This is a genomic window from Peribacillus tepidiphilus (genome assembly GCF_009466385.1).
GTDB classification, from domain to species: Bacteria; Bacillota; Bacilli; order Bacillales; family DSM-1321; genus Bacillus_BN; species Bacillus_BN tepidiphilus.
In genome coordinates, this window is record NZ_WIAQ01000033.1 from 1 (window position 1) to 23,000 (window position 23,000).

General features: G+C 37.9%; 20 protein-coding genes. 13 read left to right on the top strand and 7 right to left on the bottom strand.

Annotated elements, in window-relative coordinates:
• A partial coding sequence (locus GD441_RS14625) for a reverse transcriptase domain-containing protein (RefSeq protein ID WP_153127172.1) occupies positions 1-894 on the top strand: 894 nt, incomplete at its 5' end.
• 77 nt (positions 895-971) lie between these two features.
• Here GD441_RS14625 and GD441_RS14630 read toward each other — a convergent pair.
• The gene (locus GD441_RS14630) at positions 972-1,283 is read right to left on the bottom strand and encodes a PepSY domain-containing protein (RefSeq protein WP_153127173.1); all 312 of its coding nucleotides are present in this window, start codon (positions 1,281-1,283) and stop codon (positions 972-974) included.
• Positions 1,284-1,461: 178 nt separating this feature from the next.
• Between GD441_RS14630 and GD441_RS14635 the strand changes: the two genes are divergently transcribed.
• Together GD441_RS14635 and GD441_RS14640 are read left to right on the top strand one after the other, a co-directional pair.
• Positions 1,462-2,535, top strand: coding sequence for a M42 family metallopeptidase (locus tag GD441_RS14635; protein ID WP_153127174.1), 1,074 nt, complete (start codon positions 1,462-1,464; stop codon positions 2,533-2,535).
• A 33-nt stretch (positions 2,536-2,568) separates the two neighbouring features.
• The gene (locus tag GD441_RS14640; RefSeq protein ID WP_153127193.1) at positions 2,569-3,093 is read left to right on the top strand and encodes a DUF84 family protein; all 525 of its coding nucleotides are present in this window, start codon (positions 2,569-2,571) and stop codon (positions 3,091-3,093) included.
• A 183-nt stretch (positions 3,094-3,276) separates the two neighbouring features.
• Here the strand turns inward: GD441_RS14640 and GD441_RS14645 are convergent, their stop codons facing one another.
• Positions 3,277-5,337, bottom strand: coding sequence for a methyl-accepting chemotaxis protein (locus GD441_RS14645; RefSeq protein WP_153127175.1), 2,061 nt, complete (start codon positions 5,335-5,337; stop codon positions 3,277-3,279).
• A 271-nt stretch (positions 5,338-5,608) separates the two neighbouring features.
• Between GD441_RS14645 and GD441_RS14650 the strand changes: the two genes are divergently transcribed.
• The 5 genes from GD441_RS14650 (at position 5,609) to murC (ending at position 12,603) form a co-directional block, all read left to right on the top strand.
• Positions 5,609-5,923: a thioredoxin family protein gene (locus GD441_RS14650; RefSeq protein ID WP_153127176.1), complete on the top strand. Its 315-nt coding sequence runs from the start codon at positions 5,609-5,611 to the stop codon at positions 5,921-5,923.
• Positions 5,924-5,977: 54 nt separating this feature from the next.
• Entirely contained in the window at positions 5,978-6,781 is an 804-nt protein-coding gene (locus tag GD441_RS14655; protein WP_153127177.1) for a DUF1444 domain-containing protein, read from the top strand.
• A 372-nt stretch (positions 6,782-7,153) separates the two neighbouring features.
• Positions 7,154-9,769, top strand: a complete 2,616-nt coding sequence (locus GD441_RS14660) for a DNA translocase FtsK (RefSeq protein WP_276567804.1) — start codon at positions 7,154-7,156, stop codon at positions 9,767-9,769.
• A 169-nt stretch (positions 9,770-9,938) separates the two neighbouring features.
• Positions 9,939-11,036 (top strand): nicotinate phosphoribosyltransferase, encoded by a 1,098-nt coding sequence (locus GD441_RS14665; RefSeq protein ID WP_153127178.1) that lies wholly within the window; start codon positions 9,939-9,941, stop codon positions 11,034-11,036.
• Positions 11,037-11,295: 259 nt separating this feature from the next.
• Positions 11,296-12,603, top strand: a complete 1,308-nt coding sequence (gene murC, locus GD441_RS14670; RefSeq protein ID WP_153127179.1) for a UDP-N-acetylmuramate--L-alanine ligase — start codon at positions 11,296-11,298, stop codon at positions 12,601-12,603.
• Between the two features lie 82 nt (positions 12,604-12,685).
• On the opposite strand, the gene GD441_RS14675 is transcribed toward murC, so the two are convergent.
• On the bottom strand, positions 12,686-13,801 hold the full coding sequence (locus GD441_RS14675; RefSeq protein ID WP_153127180.1) for an aminopeptidase: 1,116 nt from the start codon (positions 13,799-13,801) through the stop codon (positions 12,686-12,688).
• Positions 13,802-14,020: 219 nt separating this feature from the next.
• On the opposite strand from GD441_RS14675, the gene GD441_RS14680 reads away from it, so the two are divergent.
• From GD441_RS14680 to ytxJ, 3 genes are all read left to right on the top strand, one after another.
• The gene (locus tag GD441_RS14680; protein ID WP_153127181.1) at positions 14,021-14,530 is read left to right on the top strand and encodes a DUF948 domain-containing protein; all 510 of its coding nucleotides are present in this window, start codon (positions 14,021-14,023) and stop codon (positions 14,528-14,530) included.
• 30 nt (positions 14,531-14,560) lie between these two features.
• On the top strand, positions 14,561-15,067 hold the full coding sequence (locus GD441_RS14685) for a YtxH domain-containing protein (RefSeq protein ID WP_153127182.1): 507 nt from the start codon (positions 14,561-14,563) through the stop codon (positions 15,065-15,067).
• 75 nt (positions 15,068-15,142) lie between these two features.
• Positions 15,143-15,472 carry a bacillithiol system redox-active protein YtxJ gene (gene ytxJ, locus GD441_RS14690; RefSeq protein ID WP_153127183.1) on the top strand — a complete coding sequence of 110 codons (330 nt, stop codon included), beginning with the start codon at positions 15,143-15,145 and terminating at the stop codon, positions 15,470-15,472.
• Positions 15,473-15,570: 98 nt separating this feature from the next.
• Here ytxJ and pilM read toward each other — a convergent pair whose 3' ends face one another.
• Positions 15,571-17,727, bottom strand: a complete 2,157-nt coding sequence (pilM, locus tag GD441_RS14695; protein WP_153127184.1) for a cell division protein FtsA — start codon at positions 17,725-17,727, stop codon at positions 15,571-15,573.
• Positions 17,728-17,945: 218 nt separating this feature from the next.
• On the opposite strand from pilM, the gene GD441_RS14700 reads away from it, so the two are divergent.
• A complete protein-coding gene (locus GD441_RS14700) occupies positions 17,946-19,022 on the top strand; it encodes a bifunctional 3-deoxy-7-phosphoheptulonate synthase/chorismate mutase (RefSeq protein ID WP_153127185.1) in 1,077 nt (358 codons plus the stop codon).
• A gap of 304 nt (positions 19,023-19,326) precedes the next feature.
• On the top strand, positions 19,327-20,325 hold the full coding sequence (gene ccpA / locus GD441_RS14705; protein ID WP_153127186.1) for a catabolite control protein A: 999 nt from the start codon (positions 19,327-19,329) through the stop codon (positions 20,323-20,325).
• Positions 20,326-20,409: 84 nt separating this feature from the next.
• Here the strand turns inward: ccpA and GD441_RS14710 are convergent, their stop codons facing one another.
• The 3 genes from GD441_RS14710 to GD441_RS14720 are packed head-to-tail and all read right to left on the bottom strand — an operon-like array spanning position 20,410 to position 22,904.
• Positions 20,410-21,594: an acetoin utilization protein AcuC gene (locus GD441_RS14710; RefSeq protein ID WP_153127187.1), complete on the bottom strand. Its 1,185-nt coding sequence runs from the start codon at positions 21,592-21,594 to the stop codon at positions 20,410-20,412.
• On the bottom strand, positions 21,591-22,238 hold the full coding sequence (locus GD441_RS14715; protein ID WP_153127188.1) for an acetoin utilization AcuB family protein: 648 nt from the start codon (positions 22,236-22,238) through the stop codon (positions 21,591-21,593). Before GD441_RS14715 ends, GD441_RS14710 begins: the two co-directional genes overlap by 4 nt.
• Before the next feature lie 33 nt (positions 22,239-22,271).
• Complete coding sequence (locus tag GD441_RS14720) at positions 22,272-22,904, bottom strand: GNAT family N-acetyltransferase (RefSeq protein WP_153127189.1); 633 nt, start codon at positions 22,902-22,904, stop codon at positions 22,272-22,274.
• Positions 22,905-23,000 lie beyond the last annotated feature (96 nt).

Here is a 23,000-nt window from a genome sequence, read left to right on the forward strand (position 1 = left end):
AAGGGTTATATCAAAGAAGGATATCGTTGGGTAGTCGATATAGACCTAGAGAAATTCTTTGACAAGGTGAATCACGACAAACTGATGGGGATCTTGGCGAAAACGATCAAAGATCGAATTCTACTGAAGTTAATCCGTCGATATCTTCAATCAGGCGTGATGATCAATGGAGTAGTAATGGAAACGGACATGGGAACGCCTCAAGGCGGCCCGCTTAGTCCACTTTTATCAAACATCATGCTTCACGAACTGGACAAAGAGCTTGAGAAACGTGGACATAAGTTTGTCCGGTATGCGGATGACTGTAACATCTACGTGAAAACAAAGAAAGCAGGAATTCGTGTCATGAACTCCATTACCCACTTTATTGAGAAGGAGTTAAAGCTCAAGGTAAATAAAAAGAAATCGGCAGTAGACCGTCCTTGGAAACGGAAGTTTCTCGGTTTCAGCTTCACATCTAATAAAACACCAAAGATACGGATTGCGAACGAAAGTGTGAAACGTTTGAAGAACAAGATCCGTGAAACTACATCAAGGTCGAAACCGTATCCAATGGAGAAAAGGATTGAGAAACTGAACAAGTATTTAATGGGATGGTGCGGATACTTTGCCTTGGCAGAAACACCAAGTAAGTTCAAAGAATTTGATGAATGGATTAGACGAAGGCTTCGGATGTGTTTATGGAAAGAATGGAAAACTCCGAAAACAAGAATTCGGAAACTNAGAGGATTAGGTGTTCCAAGCCATAAAGCATTCGAATGGGGCAATACACGCAAGAGATATTGGCGGATTGCCTGCAGTCCCATTCTACATAAAACCCTCGACAACTCCTATTGGAGTCACCGAGGGTTAAGAAGTCTAACCGAAAGGTATCAGACTCTACGTCATACTTAATTGAACCGCCGTATACCGAACGGTACGTACGGTGGTGTGAGAGGTCGGGGGTTAGTCACCCCCTCCTACTCGATTTTTCATTTTTTTGTTAATTCTAGAACAGTTCCTGTATTCGCATCCACGACAAATTCAAACTGTTCTTGCTGAACATCGTTTTTCCTGGTAATACCGCCTTTATACACTTGATAGTCTATATCAAGTTTGCGGAAGGGTTCAGGAGTCATTAAAATCCAAGAGCCAATAATTTTTCCGTCCTTTTGCAAAGCTTTTTTTATTGTAATCAATATTTTCTCTGGTGAAAGTGCGGAATTTTGATCCATTGCTTGTTTTGCTAAATAGCCTGCTGTAAATCCGATTGCCGTTCCGAGTAATAAAGACTTCCACTTCATGTGAAGCACCTCCCAATGGTACCGCCATTCTGATTCTTTTCTCTAGTATACAAAAGACATCCTTTTTTGTTCAAATGTTTTCTTGAAAGGGAATTCATCCATTCATTTCATATAGTGGTAAGGAAAATGAAGTTTCTGTAAAATATAACTATATTACTGTATATAAAGGAGAGCACAAATGAATCCAGAAACCCTTTCGTTATTTAAAACACTGACCGAGCTACCAGGAGCCCCAGGGAATGAACATGCTGTACGAAAATTTATGAAGTCACAGCTTGAGAAATATGCAGATGAGATTGTACAGGATGGTTTAGGCAGTATATTCGGGGTAAAAGTTGGTGATGAAAATGGACCAACCGTCATGGTAGCAGGCCATATGGATGAAGTGGGCTTTATGGTTACAGGCATCACTGAGAATGGAATGATTCGCTTTCAAACTCTAGGAGGCTGGTGGAGTCAAGTTCTGTTGGCACAAAGAGTGGAAATTATCACTGATAACGGATCTGTTATTGGGGTGATTGCTTCAATTCCGCCACATTTATTGGAGGAATCCCAGCGTTCAAAGCCTATGGATATCAAGAATATGCTGATTGATGTAGGTGCGGATGACAGGGAAGACGTAAAGCGAATGGGCATAAAGCCTGGACAGCAAATCGTTCCTATTTGTCCCTTCACACCGATGGCTAACAAGAAAAAAATTATGGCGAAAGCTTGGGATAACCGGTATGGATGCGGTCTAGCCATAGAATTGCTAAAAGATTTAAAAGGCGAAAAGCTGCCAAATGTTTTATATTCAGGTGCCACTGTACAAGAAGAGGTTGGGCTAAGAGGTGCTCAAACGGCTGCCAATTTAATCAAGCCGGATATTTTCTTTGCCTTAGATGCAAGCCCAGCAAACGATATGTCTGGAAAGAAAAGTGAATTTGGTCAGCTTGGTAAGGGGGCGCTTCTACGTATTCTTGATCGTTCCATGGTAACTCATAAAGGAATGCGGGAATTTATTCTCGATACTGCAGAATCGAATAACATCCCATATCAATACTTTGTATCTCAAGGAGGGACAGATGCAGGAAGAGTCCATATGTCTAACGATGGAGTGCCAAGTGCTGTTGTAGGGATTTGCTCACGCTATGTCCATACTCATGCCTCTATCATTCATGTCGATGATTATGCTGCTGCAAGAGAGCTATTGAAAAAACTTGTGTTAGCTTGTGATCAAGCAACAGTGAATGCGATTCGAAACAACGCGTAATGAATTGGAAAATCAAAGGAAGAATGAAGGATGATAAAAGTAGCAATCGGTAGTCACAATCCTGCAAAGATTGAAGCTGTCCAAATGGCATTTCAGCCTTATGGGTACCAAATCACTCCAGTAAAAGCTGAATCAGCCGTCTCTGAACAACCATTTTCGGATGAAGAAACGATAAATGGCGCACTTAATAGAGCAAAAAATTGTCTTGAAATTTTAAGTAGTGCTGATATCGCCATCGGGCTTGAAGGTGGAGTTACCAAAACCCCTTATGGATTAATGCTTTGCAATTGGGGAGCTCTTGTAACAAGGGATGGCCAATTTTTTATTGCAGGGGGAGCAAGAATTCCTTTGCCGAAAGAAGTTGCTGACAGGGTTTTACAAGGAGAAGAGCTTGGTCCAGTTATGGACTATTTTACCCAAAAGCAAAACATCCGAAAAAAAGAAGGGGCTATTGGAGTATTTACAAACGATCATATTACAAGATCACAAATGTTTGAGCATATTATGAAAATGCTGATTGGACAGTGGGAGTATGCTTTGAACTCATTAGGAAGTTGAAAATTTCTGTATATGGAGGCATCGTTCATGCTTTTAAAAATAAATAAATACATAGCTTGGATGATTGCAGGGATTGTTTTAACAGTGTTAAAGTCACAACAGCCCAAAATTTAGATGATTTGGCTAAAGAAATGATGAAAATCGCTGCTTCTATTGATCAATAAAAAAAACAAGGAGGCCAATTTAGGCCCCCCTGTTTTTCTTTTTAAATAACTTTCTAATCGGTATCTTTTTATTAACCGATTTGGTTTCAGAAAGTCTTTGTACAACATTGTCTTCAAGATTAAACTGGTTAATGACGGAATGGAGTTCATTCGCAATATTACTTAATTCGAAAGCTGCTTCATTCACTTGGGAGATGGCCATAAGTTGGCTCTCACTTGAAGCGCTAACTTCTTCAGCCGCACCGGCAGATTGCTCGGAAATTTCGTAGATTTCATTCATTTTGTGAAATAGTGTTGTATTAGAGTCTTGTACTTCCTTAATAGCTGACTGTATTCCAATAATTTTAGCACTAATACCTGAAACGTGATTCACGATATTTTCGAATGCATTCTTAGTGGAACGAACAGATTGACTCTGCGTATTGCGATACTCGTTAAATTTTTCAGCTTCCAATTGAAGTGATTCCATCTGTATATTCATATTATTAATTAACATTTGAATATTTTGTGCCTCATTTTTAGAGCGCTCTGCAAGTTTCCTAACTTCATTTGCCACTACAGCAAAGCCTCTGCCAGCTTCACCAGCACGAGCTGATTCAATAGCAGCGTTTAGTGCAAGTAAATCTGTATTTTCAGCAATTTCTTGGATTGTGCTGACGATAGAAGAAATGCTGCTAGCTTGGTTGGCTGCAGATTGCACCTGTATGGTCAGATGATTGGCCAAACTCAAAAATTGATCAGATGTTTGTTGTAAAGAAAAGATGGTTTTTAGGCCTTCCTGCCCTTCTATTTCTGTTTTTTTCGCTTCTACTGCAATATCTTCACTGATCGCATGCGTCTCTTCAATTGATTCGGATACTTTGCTCATGATGTGCTTGCTATCTTCAAGCTTTGTTGTTTGTTCGGATGCCCCAATTGCAACTTGTTTAACTGCAAGGGTAACTTCATTCGACTGCGCTGATGTTTCTTCGGAAATGGCAGCGAGATGCTGTGAAGATGAATTCAGCTGATCGGCGGAATGAAGTACCTTTTTTAAGGCAGTCTGCATTTTTTCCGCCATTTCATTAAATGTCATGGCCAAACTACTCATTTCATCCTTGGATGATTTTATGGCTACCCGATAGCCAAGCTCCCCGTGTCCGATTCTTTCCGCTCCTAGCTTTAGAGAATGAATGGAGTGAAGGATCGATTTTAATAGGATAATTCCGATGGTAATGAGTAAAGTAATTAAGCCGATGCTTGTTAGAAGAATCATTTTGTTAATTCCCGATGTATTAGCTAAAAGCTCTTGATTCAATAATGCTTTTTGGTTGGTGATTTCTTTTTCTACATCGGTTACAGATTTTTCAATTGTACGTGCACTTTCATCAAAAATGACCATAATACGGCTTGTTTGGCGGTAGGTGGATACTGTATTTAGCATAGATTGAATATATGTACCGTATGAAGTGATCAATGGGTCATTTTCATTGATGGATTGCCTAATTTCATCTTCTAATTTACGAGCTACCTTCGTGTATTCGTAGTATATTTTTTCATCTTTTGTAGCAACATACTGTTTTTCCAACAATCGCATTAAATGAAATTGTTCAAGCCAATCACCGCGATTTTCCTCTTGGAGCAGCTTTGATACTTCTGTTGCAGCTTTATCCATTTCTCCCCTTAACCCGGAGGTCGAACTGTAACCGATTTTTTCATAAAGTCCTGCTAATATATTGAAGTTATCGATATAGGCTGTTGCACTCTCATCAATTCGATCAAAATGCTTTACGATACTCCCCAGATCTTTGTTTTCTTTTTTTAGCTCCTGAGATTGAGTTTTGACCCTGATGGCATTTTGTAAAACGAGATCTGCTCCCGCTTTCTTAGGATTACGAAGAAATTGCTGCTCGTATTTTCGGGTTTGTGCCATGTTATACTTGATGTCCTTGCTCGCAATGACTGCTTCAGACAATTTCTCTTCTTCTGACTTAGCATCCTTTTGAATATTGCTAGAAATAATATTGAATGATAATAATATGATTAGACCAATGGTTGTCATCAATAACTGGAAAATGATTTTCGCTTTTATTGATTTCATGGCAGGCACCCCTTTCTGTCGATAAATTTTTAAAAAAATGAATATTTACTATATTATAGAATTAATTTCCTACTAAAACAATATACCTATACAATGTTTTCGTAGTAACAATAATAGATTTGAGGAAAAGAAATAGAAGAAGCTACAGCCACGTATTAAGGCTCTCCGCTTGCATTTCATTGGTTCTTGTGTAATAAGTTTGATATGATCTGAGTATATGCGTAAAATAGGCTAGCTGGATATATGTTTAATCTAGTAGGAGGAAAAAGAAATGAAGAAATTAGAGAGTATAGAACAGTTTAATGAATGGAAAGACAATGGAAAGCATATCTTCTTGTTCTCTGCAGACTGGTGCCCGGACTGTCGATTTATTGAGCCGTTTTTACCGGAACTAGAAGAAAAATATCAAGAGTTTACATTTATTTATGTCGATCGAGATCAATTTATTGACTTATGTGCAGAAAATGATGTATTCGGAATTCCGAGCTTTATTGCCTATGATAAGGGTGTAGAGTTAGGCAGATTTGTAAGCAAGGAAAGAAAAACAAAGGAAGAAATTGAATCATTCATCCAATCACTTGAATAGTTTTGCTAGTATTTAAAATGAATCTGAAAGTGAATTTGAAAGGAGGCGAGAAACATGAAAATGGATAGCAAAAAGATGGTCCGTTTGTTGAAAGAAAGGCTGCAGTCTCCTACTACAACTTTTAATCACGATGTAAAAAAAGATACACTCCGAATAGAAAATAGTGAGACGAATAAAGGCATTACAATTGAAATTCCTGGGATTATCGCAAAATGGGAAAATGAAAAAGAAAAAGCGATTGAAGAAACCGTATATTACGTGAAAGAAGCGCTTCTTGTTATGGGAGGAGAACACTCTCTGAAAGGACAGGAAAAAAATATTTTTCCGGTTATTCGTTCAACCTCTTTCCCTATACAAAATCAAGATGGAGTACCATTTTTGACAGATGAACACACAGCGGAAACAAGAATATTTTATGCATTGGATTTAGGTACAACGTATCGACTACTTGATACAGCTTTTATTGAAAAGCAAGGGTGGAGGGAAGAACAAATCAAAGAGATGGCCCGCTTTAATGTCAGAAGGCTCCCAACAACTTACAAGCAGGATACAGTGGCGGGAAATATCTATTACTTTGTGAATACAAAAGACGGTTATGATGCCAGCCGGATATTAAATGAATCCTGGCTTCATGAAATGAAAGAAAAGATTGAAGGGACTATGACAATTGCCATTCCTCATCAGGATGTTTTAATTATTTCTGATATTCGGAATGAGGCGGGGTATGACATTCTTGCACAAATGGCTATGAGCTTTTTTGCCAATGGCCTTGTTCCAATCACAGCCCTTTCTTTTTTATATGAAAATGATGAGCTTGAACCAATTTTTATTCTTGGTCAAAACAAAAAGAAAAATTAGAAGACTTTTATGAGAGTACAGCTCTTATAAAAGTTTTTTTTTGTAAGATAGAAAAGTATAAATTTTTCAGGTCATAGTATCGCTCTTCAATTAGATAGACAAGAGAAAAAAGAGGTCGTTTGTAGGGTTCTATAAAAGATTAAGGAAACAGTTGAAAGACCACGAGAAAGGGTTGAATCATGCTGAAATGGGTTGAATTTTCTCGAGAACCCGTTAAAATAAATGATTCGAATATAGACTTCCCTCTTATTCATAAAATGAGCCAAAGTATCTAATCCTTACTCACATTTTACTAATCTATTATTTTTACTACATATTCTGTGAAATACTGTTAAAATAGATGAAGAATCAGCAATAGAAAGAGTGATTGAATTGAAATGGCTTAAAAAGCTAAAGAGTTGGTTTCAAGCTGAAGAAGAGATTATAGAAATTGAAGAGATTATTGTAGATGAAACAATAGATGAAGAAGAATTAAAAAAAGCACCAAAGCAATTTTTTCAAAAAAAGAAGGAAGAACAAAAACAGGCTTCTGCTTTGATTAATAAGACTAAAGAAGTAGAAGCAAAGATTCAGTATCAATATCCAAAAGGGAAATTTCGCTTTCCGATTGTCCCTGACGAAGAATTTTCCAAAAGAAAACCAAAAATCAGGAAAAAGGAAAACCATCTAGACACTGTAAATTCAATGGTTGGTGAAAAAGAAAAAACAACTGAGTATAAGACCTATGTTTCGAGAAACACTCGAGAAAACACGAAGATTCATAAAAAAACAAATCGACCTTTTTCACCGACAGAAATTCCTTCACCGATTTATGGTTTTAAACGTCCTGAAAAACCAATACAAACCAGTAGTCAGTTTGTTGAATACGAGCTGACATCCAGTTTCAACGATAAATCTTTATCAGATAAAAAGCTAGAAGAAATACCTGCAATCTACAGACAAAAAAGAAATGAAAGGTTTGCGGATCATCGTTCTGAACAAAGACGTGATGATCTAGTTCAAAAAGATCTTGTGTCTGCCAAAGATCATGATGCTGCTGACAATGAAACAATACATAAAAATTCGAAAACGGAGAATGGTTGGTCAATACAAAATAATTCACCAGCAATTGCTTTTGCAGATCACACGATTTTAATGCCAGAGGATGGCAATAAAGACAGCAACCATTTAGTGTTAGAGGAAAATATAGAAAACCGAACGAATTTAATGGTAGAGAAAGATCAAGAAAACAGCTCCTATTTAGTGCAAGAGGAACATTTACAAGACCACTCTATTTTAGAACCAGAGGAAGACTTGGAGACTATTGCCACTTCAGGCTCAGAAGAAGCTTTAAGAGACAATACCACTTTGGAACAAGAGCGAGCGACAGAGACGGAAAAGCCAAAAAGAAAGCATATTCCATTCAATGTTGTCATGTTAAAGCAAGACAAACAAAGGCTAGCTGAAAAAAATGCTCGGATGGCTAGTCAGGAAAAAAAAACGGAACGAGTAGAAAATCATGATCCAATCATAAAAAATGAGCCTGTATTAAGAGAAGAAGCTGTGGAAGATTTACCTTATTATCAGTTTCCTTCCATAGATTTACTCTCTCCGCCTATTCAAACTGAAACCGAGGATGATGACTGGCTTGAACAGCAGGCATTTATTCTAAATGAAACCTTGAAAAATTTTAATGTTCGTGCGAAGGTTGTTAATGTTACACAGGGACCGGCAGTTACAAGATTTGAGGTGCAGCCTGAAGCGGGTGTTAAAGTGAACAAGGTCACAAATCTTACAGACGATATTAAACTTAGTCTTGCTGCTCAAGATATCCGAATGGAAGCACCTATTCCTGGTAAGCACACCATTGGGATCGAAATACCAAACCGTAAGAGTAAAGCGGTTTTTTTACGAGAAATATTAGAAAGCCCAGCTTTTAGAAATCATTCATCTCCTTTGACAGTTGCTCTTGGGCTTGACATTTCCGGCGAGCCAATCGTTACAGATTTAAAAAAGATGCCGCATGGACTGATTGCGGGTGCAACCGGTTCAGGAAAAAGCGTATGCATTAATACGATGCTCATCAGTCTTTTATATAAAGCAACGCCGAATGAGTTAAAGCTTTTACTGATTGACCCTAAAATGGTTGAACTTGCTCCATATAATGGTATCCCTCATCTGGTCAGTCCGGTCATAACTGACGTAAAAGCGGCAACTGCTGCTTTAAAATGGGCAGTGGATGAGATGGAAAGAAGGTATGAACTGTTCGCTCATGCGGGAGTCCGAGATATCCAACGGTTTAATCAAAAAGCAGCGGAAGCAGGACAATTTTCAGATAAGCTGCCATATATCGTAATCGTCATCGATGAGCTTGCTGACCTTATGATGATGTCACCAGCCGATGTAGAAGAGGCCATCTGCCGAATCGCCCAAAAGGCAAGAGCGTGTGGAATTCATTTGATTGTGGCTACACAAAGACCATCAGTCGATGTAATCACTGGTTTGATAAAGGCAAATATACCGACGAGAATCGCATTTTCCGTATCTTCACAGATCGATTCTCGAACCATTATTGATGTGAGTGGAGCAGAAAAGCTATTAGGGAAAGGTGATATGCTGTTTCTCGAAAATGGGTCTTCGAAAACTGTCCGTTTGCAGGGTACGTTTGTCAGTGATGATGAAATTGATTTAGTTGTTAACCATGTCAAAAAAGAGCAGTCCCCAAATTATTTGTTCCATCAAGAAGAGTTGCTATCGAAGGCCCAGCTCACTGAGGAAAGTGATGAATTATTTTTAGAAGCCTGTGAATTCGTGGTATCGCAAAACGCAGCTAGTACTTCAAGTCTCCAAAGACATTTTAGAATTGGATATAATAGGGCTGCACGATTAATGGAAATGCTTGAAAAGCATGGTGTCATTTCAGAAGCGAGAGGCAGTAAACCAAGAGATGTTCTCATTCGTGAGGAAGAAATGGAGCAGCTTCTGAACGAGAAAACAGGAATCCAGTAAAAATTTCTTTACATTTTCATGTTTTTTCAAGTAAAGGAAAATTATGATATTGACATATGTGATGTTTTTCTTATAATCCATATAGCATTTAAAATGTGGTATTCTTTATGTACTTCTATAAAATAATAAGTACAAGATATCATACAGTGCGTGAAGAGGAGCTTTTAGGATGAAGGAAATCGAATTGAAGTTGCAGGGAAAAATTAAGAGATTAACAAATAAAACGTTTAAATTTGATGAAAGGGTTAAAGATGGCTGGTTCTCTGCTGTATATTTTTTAAAAACGAGAGAAATCGTTCAAGAATATTGTCCTGATAATGTTGTGACCATGCAATTCTTCCAAAAACAGGATGCTGTTCTGTGTGGAACGGATGAGGTGATTGCACTCATTAAAACCTTTGCGACCAATCCTGAAGAACTAGAAATCTATTCGTTAAGTGATGGGGATAAAATCAGTCCATTTGAGACTGTGCTTACGATTACAGGTCCGTATCAAAATTTTGGATATTTAGAAGGGATTATTGACGGAATATTAGCGCGTAGAACCTCTGTCGCAACCAATGTCTATAATGTCGTGAAGGCGGCAGCCTATTCAGGGAAACAAAAACCCGTCATTTTTATGGGAGACAGAGACGATCATTTTACCCAGCAAGCTGGGGACGGATATGCTGCTTACATAGGTGGAGTGACTGCACAGGCTACCCATGCCATGAATGAATGGTGGGGAAAAAAAGGCATGGGCACGATGCCACATGCCCTCATACAATTATTTGACGGTGACTTAGTGGCAGCTTGCCGTGCGTATCTTGAAAAGTTTCCGGAGGATGAATTGGTTGCTTTAGTGGACTATAATAATGATGTCATTACTGACTCATTAAAAGTCGCCAGAGAGTTTGGCAGTAAATTAAAGGGTGTTCGCTTGGATACTTCTAGAACACTTATTGATAAATATTTTTTAAGAAATCAGCATTTGCTGGGGACTTTTGATCCGCGTGGTGTAAATGCTGAACTTGTTTTTGCCTTGAGAAAAGCTTTGGATGAAGAAGGATTTCAGCATGTGAAAATAGTCGTTAGCGGAGGATTTAATGAAAAGCGTATCCAAGAATTTGAAAGATTGGGTGCTCCGGTTGACATGTATGGAGTTGGCAGCAGCTTGTTGAAAATCAATATCGGCTTTACGGGAGATAATGTCTTACTGAACGGTAAACCACAAGCTAAAGAAGGAAGAAAATACCGTCCAAATCCACGTTTAGAAAAGGTAGAATAAACAAGTAGGAAAACCATATCGTAAAAATACAGGGCTTTACATTCGCTTACAGGTAGTCTCGTTCATATAATGAAGCAATTACCTTTTCAGCGTTAAGCATTATTTTAATATGATATAATATTCACTTAGGAGTTAAACATACGTTACTCCTTTTCTTTCATTATGTTGTTGGCATAGATGTGTTATCGTCTTACTGAATTTTAGAAAAGAAAACGTTCTATCATGTCGATGAATATAGACGATTGTTGGAGGATCTCATATGACTGTATACCATTTTGTCGGAATTAAGGGTTCGGGTATGAGTGCGCTTGCCCAGGTTCTGCATGATATGAATTATCAAGTACAGGGCTCAGATGTTGAAAAGCATTTTTTTACACAGGAGGCCCTTGAAAAGTTAGGCATTAAAATTTTGCCATTTAACAAGGACAATATTGAGCCTGGTATGACAATTATTGCCGGGAACGCTTTTCCAGACACACATGAAGAAATCCAGAGAGCCATGGAGCTAGGATTACCAATTATCCGCTACCATCGTTTTCTTGGCGATTTCATGAAAAATTTTACGAGTATTGCAATTACAGGCGCACACGGAAAAACATCAACTACTGGTCTAATGGCACATGTAATGCGTGGTGCTAAGCCAACATCCTTCCTAATAGGAGATGGTACAGGCAAAGGAGATGAGAATGCTGAGTATTTCGTATTTGAAGCGTGTGAATATAGACGGCATTTTCTATCCTATTATCCGGATTATGCAATCATGACCAATATCGATTTTGATCATCCGGATTATTTTTCTAGTATAGATGATGTGTTTGAAGCTTTTCAGACAATGGCACTTCAGGTAAATAAAGGAATTATTGCCTGTGGTGATGATGAGCAATTGCAGAAGATTCAAGCAAAAGTTCCGGTTATTTTTTACGGATTTAATGAGGAAAATGATTTCCAAGCAAGAAATGTCTCTTCAACGCCTGAAGGCACAAAATTTGATGTATTTGTAAGAAACACTTATTATGAAACGTTCCAAATTCCTACCTTTGGCGATCATAACGTATTAAATGCATTAGCCGTTATTGCGTTGTGCAAATATGAAGACATCAGTGCGGATATCGTAAAATCTCAGCTATTAACTTTTACAGGTGTGAAAAGAAGATTTTCTGAAAAACCAGTGGGTTCTCAAATCTTGATTGATGATTATGCTCACCATCCTACTGAAATTCGCGCAACAATTGATGCTGCAAGAAAAAAATACCCAGATCGACAAATCGTTGCGGTATTCCAGCCTCATACATTTACAAGAACGCAAACCTTTTTAGATGAGTTTGCAGAGAGCTTAAACATGGCAGATAAGGTGTTTCTATGTGAAATTTTTGGCTCTGCTCGCGAAAACCAAGGCAAGCTATCCATTTTGGATCTTCAAGAAAAAATTCCTGGTGGGGAAATTTTGAAGGAAGAAGATCCTTCACCTTTAAGAGATTTTGAAAATAGTGTCATTCTTTTTATGGGAGCTGGAGATATCCAAAAATTCCAGCAAGCCTATGAAAACTATTTGGAAAAGCAGGCATAGAATTAGAAAGAGGCTTACCCTTCTAGGCGTTTTTGGCCCGCAGGTAAGCCTCTTTCTTTATAAATCCGGCTAGAAGTGCTAATTATTTTAAGTTTTCTGGGTTTAGTACTTCTAATTCTGGAATGACAAAACGGCCGTCTTTTCTGATCAAGACATCGTCAAAATAGATTTCCCCACCGCCGTAATCAGGTCGTTGAATGTTAACCATATCCCAATGGATGTTTGAATGATTGCCATTGTATGCTTCATCGTAGCATTGCCCTGGTGTAAAGTGGAAGCTTCCGTCAATTTTCTCATCAAAAAGAATATCTTGCATTGGATGAAGGATATATGGGTTAACTCCAATTGCAAACTCCCCAATATAACGTGCACCTTCATCTGTATCAAAAATCTTATTGATCCGCTCAGTATCGTTAGCTGTCGCTTCTACAATTTTTCCATCCTTAAACGTGAGCCTTACATTTTCAAACGTAAAGCCTTGGTAAGGAGAAGGAGTATTATATGTGATGACGCCATTAACGGAATTTTTGACAGGTGCTGTAAATACTTCACCGTCTGGAATATTCATTTCACCCGCACATTTTATGGCAGGAATACCCTTAATGGAGAAGGTAAGATCTGTGCCTGGTCCTGTAATGCGAACTTTATCCGTTCTATTCATTAGTTCAACAAGATTGTCCATCGCTTTGCTCATTTTACTATAATCTAAGTTACAAACATCAAAATAGAAATCCTCAAATGCCTCTGTGCTCATTTTTGCCAATTGGGCCATAGATGAGTTAGGATAGCGAAGGACAACCCATTTTGTTTTAGGAACTCTAATTTCTCTATGTACTTTTTGTCCGACTGTGTCGCCATAAATTTTCATTTTGTCAGCAGGGATATCAGCATGCTCGTTAATGTTGTCGCCTGAGCGCAATCCAATATAAGCGTCCATTTGGCTCATTACGTTCGCCTCGAACTTGGCAATCATTTCAAATTGCTCTCTCTCTGCTCCCATAAGAAGCGCGCGGTCTACTTGGTGATCCTTTAACAGTACAAAAGGATAGCCTCCGGCAGCGTACGCTTCTTTTACTAACGCATTTACAAGCTCACGTTGAAGACCAAAGTTTTCGATTAATACTTTTTCACCTTTTTGGAGCTTAACAGAGTAGTTAATAAGATTTTTTGCAAGTGTTTGAATTCTAGGGTCTTTCATTATGTATCCTCCAGATTGATTAATGTCATACCTCTTTATTGTAACCGAATTTTCTCAAATTTTTTACTGTAATCGCTCAAATTAATGATATGATTCTTGCAAACCCTGAATTTTTAATTTTTAAAAAGGAATTCCTTTCTATAGTATGGAAAAATACTAAGGGAGTTTATAATGGGTGATAGGTAATGTTGTATTAAAACATCACGGAGGTGTAAGTCATTGGAAATTATTCTATATTTAAGTGCTGCTTTGGTAGCCATAGCCTTTTTGATATTGGTGATCTACCTTTCGAAGACTTTGAAGTCTCTACAAGGAACTTTAGATCGTGTGGCCCATACGCTTGAAGGATTAGAAAAACAGCTACAGGGCATTACATTAGAGACAACGGAACTCCTACATAAAACAAATGCTTTAGCTGAAGATTTGCAGAAAAAATCGGAACATTTAAATACAGTGGTTTATGCTGTAAAAGATGTAGGAACCTCTATTCAAAAATTTAATTCTTCTCTTAAGCAAGTCTCATCAAAGGTGCAAACAGATCTAGAAAATCATCAAGAGAAAATTTCTCAAATTGTACAATGGGGAAATGTCTTTCTAGAGCTAAGAGACAAATGGAAAAAAAGGAAGGCACAAGAAGAGCTTGATTCTAAATCATTACCGGTGAATGAAATAGAATCCAAGCAAATAGAAAACGTAGCAAAAAAGCGATTTTTAAGATCGCACGAATAATACAATCTATCATTTGAGAGGGGAATTGCCATGCATTCAAAAGACCATAAGGATTATCAAAGAGACGTTCAATATCAAAAGGAATTTGGTGATCGAAATGACAGCAAAAATACAACCGGCTTTTTGTTAGGTGCTATTATTGGGGGGATTGTTGGAGCGGCTACTGCGATGTTTCTTGCACCAAAATCTGGACGAGAATTACGCAGTAAATTAAATGAACAGGCGAAGATTCTTACTGACAAAACGGAGAGATTACGTCAAACAGCAATAGAAAAAGGAACAGAGCTGGCTGAGATCGCTAAAACGAAAACTAGTGTAATCACTGATTCTGTATCAAAGCAGTCAGCTTCTTTGATTACCAAAGTGAAAGGGAATAAAGCTGAAGAAGATTTGGTAGATACTTCCGATACAGAAATGATCCCTGCAGAAATCCCTACTCTTTCCTCCGGGCATTTAGTTGACGATCGTACAGCTCAAATAAAGCTTGAAGAGACAAAAAAAGCTTTTGAAGAAACAGAAAATCAATATAAACATTAAATTTGAAAAAATAGGTGGCGAAGTGATAAGATGACTTCACCGCCTATTTTACTTTGAGAAAGGAAGTTTCAGAAAATGACTATACAAAAAATTGAAACGGAAGAGCAATTTGAAGAGTTATTAAAACGGTCATCCTTCTTTTTGCTTAAACATAGCTTAACTTGTCCTGTTAGTGGTGCAGCATTTGAGGAATATCAAAAGTTTGCTGAGGAAAACCCAGACCTAGATACTGTATATCTAGCTGTTCAAGAGGCACGTCCACTCTCTAATTATATTGCAGAAAAATTTCATGTGAAGCACGAATCACCACAAGCTATTTTGTTTAAAAATGGTGATGTCGCTTGGCACACCTCCCATTGGAAAATTACAAAGAAATCTTTAAATCAAGCGATCTCTGAAGAATAATCAAAAGGTGACTTGGGCTTTGAGCGTCTAAGGATAGGAATGCTCAAAACCAGGTCACCTTTCAATTTTTATCTGCATTTTTGACATGAACAAATCTACTATTGTCTATTCGAAGCTGTTGGCCAGAGAATTCGTAAGTCATCCCCAGGTTCTATTTGTTCATGGAATGTCGTTTCTTTATTATTTTTCAGTAAAATAAAACGAGCATTTGTCGTTTGAGGCATATCCACTTCAACATGACGGAATAAATCCTGAAAAATAAAAGGCTCCATTTTATGTTGAACCATTTTAATGTTCTCTCCATTTATCAGTGAATCATTTTCTGCAAGTAGTTGATCATTCCGATAAAACTCAGTGAGTACCTTTGAAAGGACTATTCTTTTTCCGTTAAAAGACACCGGAATGGAATGGTGCATTTTAATGTTTAATGCATTACATAAATCAGAAACTGTAGGGATTGCTGGGCTTTTGATGATCAATTCATCATGATCCTCATATCCAGATGTCAAACGGACTTCTATACCGTTCTTTAGTATTTTACCAGTGAATGTACTTAATTGGATGATCCGGTCGTTCACAAAAACAGTGAAAGGCTTGATAGTAGAAATCAAATGTTTAAGTCTGAGAGATTCTAAAAGCTGTTCAATCGTTTCTGGTAATTTGCAGACAATTGTATCACGGTCTGCAATGATTTCCTCACTAGAAACCGTTTCACCGTTCCTTTTGACGACTGCTTCAATCTCGTAACGTGTTCCGTTTATTTTTACGGTTTTTCTAGGTATGTTGTCAATCAGTTCCTCAATTTTGATAACAGACTGTTTTCCATCTTCACCTTTTTCCGCTACTAAAATATCCCCATTTTTCACCTCATCGTCTAAAGAAGCGCTTTTTCCGTTTAAATAGATAGAAGGTGCGCTACCATGGATCCCCGGTATTGTGATGGTCTGTCCGTTCACATTTACAATCATAGCCATTCCTGGTTTACCGTATAATTTATTCATTTTTATTCCTGCAGCTAAAAGACAGTCCCCTACAGTTAGTTTTTTCATATCAAATAAGCGGATGCTCTGACCATTCACTGTAACGCTCACATACTGAATTGGATTCCTGTTAGCAGCTATTGCAATTCCAATAGGTGTAACAAGTTCAGGTCCTTTAGCCAAATGATCTGATAATGTTAAATTGGCAATTGCATCTATACCACGAATGGCTACCCTGTTACTAGGTAAATGGAGTTTTTCAGCTAAAAGCCGCGGAAGTTCAGGGGTTAAGCTACCTCCTCCAACAAGCATAACAGCTTTTGGAGGTTTATTATTATTTAAAGATAGTATTTCAGCGCTTATACTGTCAGCCAATTTATGTAAAGCAGGAGATATTTGCTCAATGATTTCTTCACGTGATATGCTCGTTTCAAACCCAAGGATGTCAGTAACTGAAATTTCTTTTTGGGTATGTAGCTGTCGTTTTGCTTCTTCAGCAAGTGGAAAATCAAGTAATAATTGATCGCTAATGGCTTCCGTAATTTCGTCCCCTGCAATAGGGACCATTCCGTAAGCTATTACAGTGCCCATATCAGTAATTGCAATATCTGAAGTACCAGCTCCGATATCCACAAGAGCTACATTCAACCTTCTCATCGAAGGAGGAATCAGCACATTAATAGCCGCTATCGGCTCCAAAGTTAATGCTTCTAATTGTAAATCTGCCCTTTTTAATGCTGCAAGTAAGGATTCGACCACTACTTTTGGAAGGAATGTCGCAATGATTTCAACAGATGCTTCCTCTCCACTTTGATCAATCAAGCTTCCTATTTCCTGTCCATCCAGACGGTAATATAAAACTGAATACCCGACGCAATAGTAGTGGTAGCTTTTTTCGTCTGTCATTTTTTCTGCAACAGAAGATTGAGCTTGCTGGACAGCTGAGAGCTCTAAATGAAGGATATCGTCTTTATTCATCATTGGTTTGCCTTGTATGTTCACAGATACCATTGCACGTTCTGTTTTTAAAGCCCGTCCTGCTGCAGCCACACAAACCTTTTTTAGCTCTCCGTGTTTTTCTTCAAGCTCTTCTTTTATTTGCTGGATGACTTTCGAAACAGACAATACATCATGAATTTGCCCATCAAGCATTGCTCGCTCGGTGTGCTCTTTGGAAAGAATATCTTTTACATGATATGATTCTTCATTCTTTTCTAAAATGATCCCAACTACAGAGCGTGTTCCTATGTCTAATGCAAAAATTTTTTCTGACAATAAAGACACCTTCTTTATGTTTTATCGCTTTAGTGCTTAAAAGCGTTTAATTAATGAAGAATTTTTCGTGACAATCCAAAAAAATTCCTTTATAATAAACTCTAATTATATAAAAATGTACCATAAAAAGTATTCCTATTAAAGCTGCTTCAAGGATTTGATGGTACTTTTATCTAATTTTCAGCAGCTTTAATCAGTAGCGAAAGGGTGGATGGGAATTGAGTAATAAGGAATTAAATGAACTTCGAGAAAAACTGGACGAAATAAATCTTTCGTTATTAAAGCTTATTAACGAACGGGCAAAACTTGTACAGGAAATTGGGCGCGTCAAAGAAAAACAAGGTGTTAATAAGTATGATCCTGTCCGTGAAAGAGAAATGCTGGACCTCATTGAACAAAATAATGAAGGTCCACTAGAAAATTCAGCCGTTAAATATATCTTTAAAGAAATATTTAAAGTCGGCTTGAATCTTCAGAAGGACGATCATAAAAAAGCATTGCTCGTCTCAAGAAAGAAAAAACCAGAGGATACAATTATTAATCTAAAGGGTGAACTGATTGGAAGCGGCAGCCCAAGCTTCGTGTTTGGACCATGTGCAGTTGAATCTTATGATCAAGTTGCTGCTGTTGCTCAAGTAGTTAAGAGCAAAGGATTGAAACTGCTACGCGGTGGAGCTTACAAACCACGTACTTCTCCGTATGACTTCCAAGGACTTGGGTTAGAAGGTTTGAAAATTCTTAAAAGAGTCGCCGAAGAATACGATTTAGCGGTTATTAGTGAAATCGTCAATCCGGCGGATATTGAAACGGCTATTGACTATATTGACGTTATTCAAATCGGTGCACGCAACATGCAGAACTTCGAGCTTTTAAAAGCAGCGGGTGCTGTAGATAAACCAGTATTATTAAAAAGAGGCCTTGCAGCCACAATTGATGAATTCATTAATGCAGCTGAATACATTATGTCACAAGGGAATGGTAATATTATTCTATGTGAACGTGGGATTAGAACGTACGAAAGAGCAACACGCAATACGCTAGATATTTCTGCTGTCCCGATTTTAAAGCAAGAAACTCACCTACCTGTCATGGTGGATGTTACTCATTCAACAGGCAGAAAGGATTTATTGCTTCCAGCAGCAAAAGCGGCACTTGCAATCGGGGCGGACGGAATCATGGCCGAGGTACATCCGGATCCAAGTGTTGCGCTTTCTGATTCCGCACAACAAATGGATTTCGATGAATTTGAAACATTTATGCAGGGAATCAGAGAGCTAAGCAGAACAACGATTTAATTTTGTCAGAATCATATAGATGAAACCTAAGAGCCTTTTGCTATATTGCAAAAGGCACTTTTTTTTATTTTATTAATAAAAAATGCATACATAGATTGCAGTGTTGGCTTGTCTATCGTAATATTATGTATTATGCTAAAAATTTAATTATTTAAGTTTATATGCTCATCCATGCACATATGTTTAACAAAAATGTAAGCCTTCGCAAATGTAAAGAAACGATTTTTATTTAAAGCTATAACCGATCTTATAAAGGGAATACTACAATAGAGTACTTGTACTGATAATAAGGAGTGTTTGAAAAGTGAATAACATTACGATTTATGATGTGGCTAGAGAGGCTAATGTTTCAATGGCAACAGTATCAAGGGTTGTTAACGGTAATCCAAACGTAAAACCGGCAACCAGAAAAAAAGTTCTAGAAGTCATTGAAAGACTGGGATACCGTCCAAATGCTGTTGCAAGAGGACTAGCTAGCAAGAAAACTACAACAGTTGGTGTAATAATTCCGGATATTTCTAGTATTTTCTTTGCTGAGCTCGCTCGTGGAATCGAAGATATTGCAACGATGTACAAATACAACATTATTTTGAGTAACTCAGATCAAAACAAGGAAAAAGAGTTCCATTTGCTTAATACAATGCTTGGAAAACAAGTGGACGGAATTGTGTTCATGGGAGCAAATATTACGGAAGAACATGTTGAAGAGTTCAAAAAATCTCCTGTTCCAATTGTTCTTGCCGGTTCGTTAGAAGACTCGGGCCAAGTTCCTTCTGTTAACATCAATTATGAGGAAGCAGCATACGACGCAACAAAAACTTTTATTGAAAATGGACATAGCAAAATAGCTTTTGTTGTTGGCATAAAAGACGAGCCTATTAACTTGAAAAAACTGAATGGATATAAAAAAGCCTTAGAAGAAAAAGGAATATCCTTTGACGAACAATTCGTTGTGGAAGGAGACTATTCGTACGATTCTGGCCTTGAAGCTTTTGACCGTTTAGCAGAGCTTCAGGAAAAACCGACAGCTATTCTTGTCGGCGCTGATGAAATGGCTATAGGTGTGGTTCATGCAGCCCAAGATAAGGGTTATCAAGTTCCTGATGATCTAGAAGTCATCAGCTTTGATAATACAAGATTAACGATGATGGTCCGTCCGCAAATTACAACCGTTGTCCAACCACTTTATGATATAGGGGCTGTAGCAATGAGACTACTAACAAAGCTCATGAACAAAGATAAAGTAGAAGATCATACAGTGATTCTTCCGCATCGAATTGAAACTCGTTCTTCAACAAAATAAAAAAACTAGACTAGAAAAATGAAGCATAGGAAAAGGAACCGTTATAAAAATGAACGTATTTTATAACGGTTCCTTTTTTGTATTCTACTGATTCTGTGTATTAGAAACGGAAGATTTTTTATTGGATCGTATTGGATAAAGAGCCTTTTCTACCATTTGAAGATTCTTTTCTGTGATTTCTGGCTTTCTTGGGATTGGAGGATATATTCCTTCCGGGTCATTCCAAGTTACAGGCAACTCAACTGGAGATTTCGGTTGCCAAGCATCAACCCACTCCTTTGGTAAATATCCTGATATATTTGAGTATTCAGTCATTTCGAGCCAAATCCGGGCCCAAGCCCTCGGTACAACTCTCCATATATCATAGCCTCCGCCTCCGACTGCAATCCATCTACCTTCACAATACTGATGAGCAAGCTCATGAGCAAGCTTTGGAATCTCCTCGTATATTTTCATAGTTGCCGATAAATGAGTGAGGGGGTCATAATAATGTGAATCAGCACCGTTCTGAGTAATGATTACATCTGGCCTGAAAAAGTCAGCAATTTCACGGAAGGCAGTTGTATAAGCATGAAGCCATGACTCGTCCTCAGTAAAAGCATCGACTGGAATATTAAAGGAATATCCATACCCTTTTCCCTGTCCCCGTTCATTCACATTACCTGTCCCAGGAAATAAGTATCTACCGGTTTCATGAATGGAAAATGTGCAAACATTCGGGTCATCATAAAAGGACCATTGAACCCCATCTCCGTGATGAGCATCTGTATCAACATATAAAATCCTAGCGTTGTATTTCTTTTGCATGTATTTGATTGCCACAGAGCTGTCATTATATATACAAAACCCTGATGCTTTCCCGCGGAAGCCGTGGTGGAGTCCACCTCCTAAATTTAAGGCATGCAATGCTTTTCCTGACATCACATAATCTACGGCAGTCAGTGTCCCGCCAACCAACATTGCACTTGCCTCATGCATCCCAGGGAAAATGGGTGTATCCTCAGTTCCGAGCCCATAGCTAGAAGCTCTGTCTTCGGAAAGATTTCCATTGCCTGCTTGTTTAACGGCTTCGATATAGCTAGGGTCATGTATAAGTTCAAGCTCTTCGTCCGTGGCCATTCTTGGAGGGATAATATCCTCTTTTTGAATCCCTCCGCATTTTTCCAATAAATCCAATGTAAGTTTCAGGCGAAATTGATTAAACGGATGATTATTGTTAAATTTGTATTTTAATTGTTCTTCAGAATAGACAAAAACCGCATTTTTCATAGCACGCTCTCCGGGATTTGAGGCCAAAGAACCTCAAATCCATTTTCCTTTAATGCCTGAACAACTGAAAGTGGATTCATGGTTTGTAATCTGAAAACCAATATTTTGTAGCTAGGATCTTTTTTGTCAGGATAAACAAGAACACTGTGAATGTTAGCTTTTTTGGATTTAATGATAGAGGTCAAATCTGATAAAGCACCGGCTTTATTCGGTACTTTTATTTCCACTTGAGAACCTGGCTGATGAGCTCCTGTTAGCTCTACTAACGTATGTAATAGATCAGTTTCAGTAATGATTCCTACTAGTTTACCTTCTGACAAAATGGGCATGCAGCCAATATGGTTTTCATAAAATACTGCAGCTGCTTCTTCAACAAAATCTAGAGGATGACCTGTTATAAGGTTTGTTTTCATGATGGAGCTAAGAGGCTTTTGTAAATCTTCTAGATGTTCGTTTGAATGAAAAATAGAAGGTGTTGCATCTCGAATATCCTGATTTGAAACAAGCCCGATGAGTTGATTGTCATCGTCCACAATTGGAATATGACGAATTTTATGCTCTCGCATTACTTCAATTGCTTTTTGGATGCTTTCGTTCTCAGATAGTGTCACCACATCAACTTTCATAACATCTTCAATAATCATGCTTTACTCCCCCTCTATAAAGCTCTCTGAATACTAATACATAAACCGATTCATAAAACGTAGCCGATCAAATTTTTGGATGGATTCAACCGGTACCCTTTTTCCAATTCGGGCCATTAAACAATTAGCTGGGTGTGATGATATTTCCGGATCATCGGTTGCATAATACTCCAACCCCCCTGCATTCATCATTTTTTCCATCACTTTTCTGTATTCCCAGACATTCAGGCCTGTTCCATTTAAGTCCCAATGCCAATAATATTCTGTTGTGATAATAATAAAATCTTCCATTGCATCGTCCATCATAGCAACGATGAGCATGTTTTTACCGACTGAATGGCCCCTGAATTCTGGAATTACCTCTATAGCCCCAAGCTCAATTAAGTCCTCCATTTTTCCTTCAGACCATCTTTCGAGGGGATCTGGATACAGGAAAGTTACATAGCCTACGATCGTATCTTTATGCCTCGCAATGATGATCCTTCCTTCAGGAAGATCAGCAATCTCTATGAGGGCTTTATGTTGCTGTTCTGGCTGGCGGAAAGCAACCAAATCTTTATGGAATTCATAATTTCTTAGCTTTTCTCCAGGAATGGGGCCTTCAATAATCAACGTTCCATGGGGAGTCTTTAATTCCTTCGCATTGTATATTTTTATATGCTCCATTATTTCACCACCTAATCTTGGGTCAAATGATTTTTTTTTCATTATACATAAAATAAATAAGAAAAAATTCAGTAATTTGTTACTATTATTTTAACA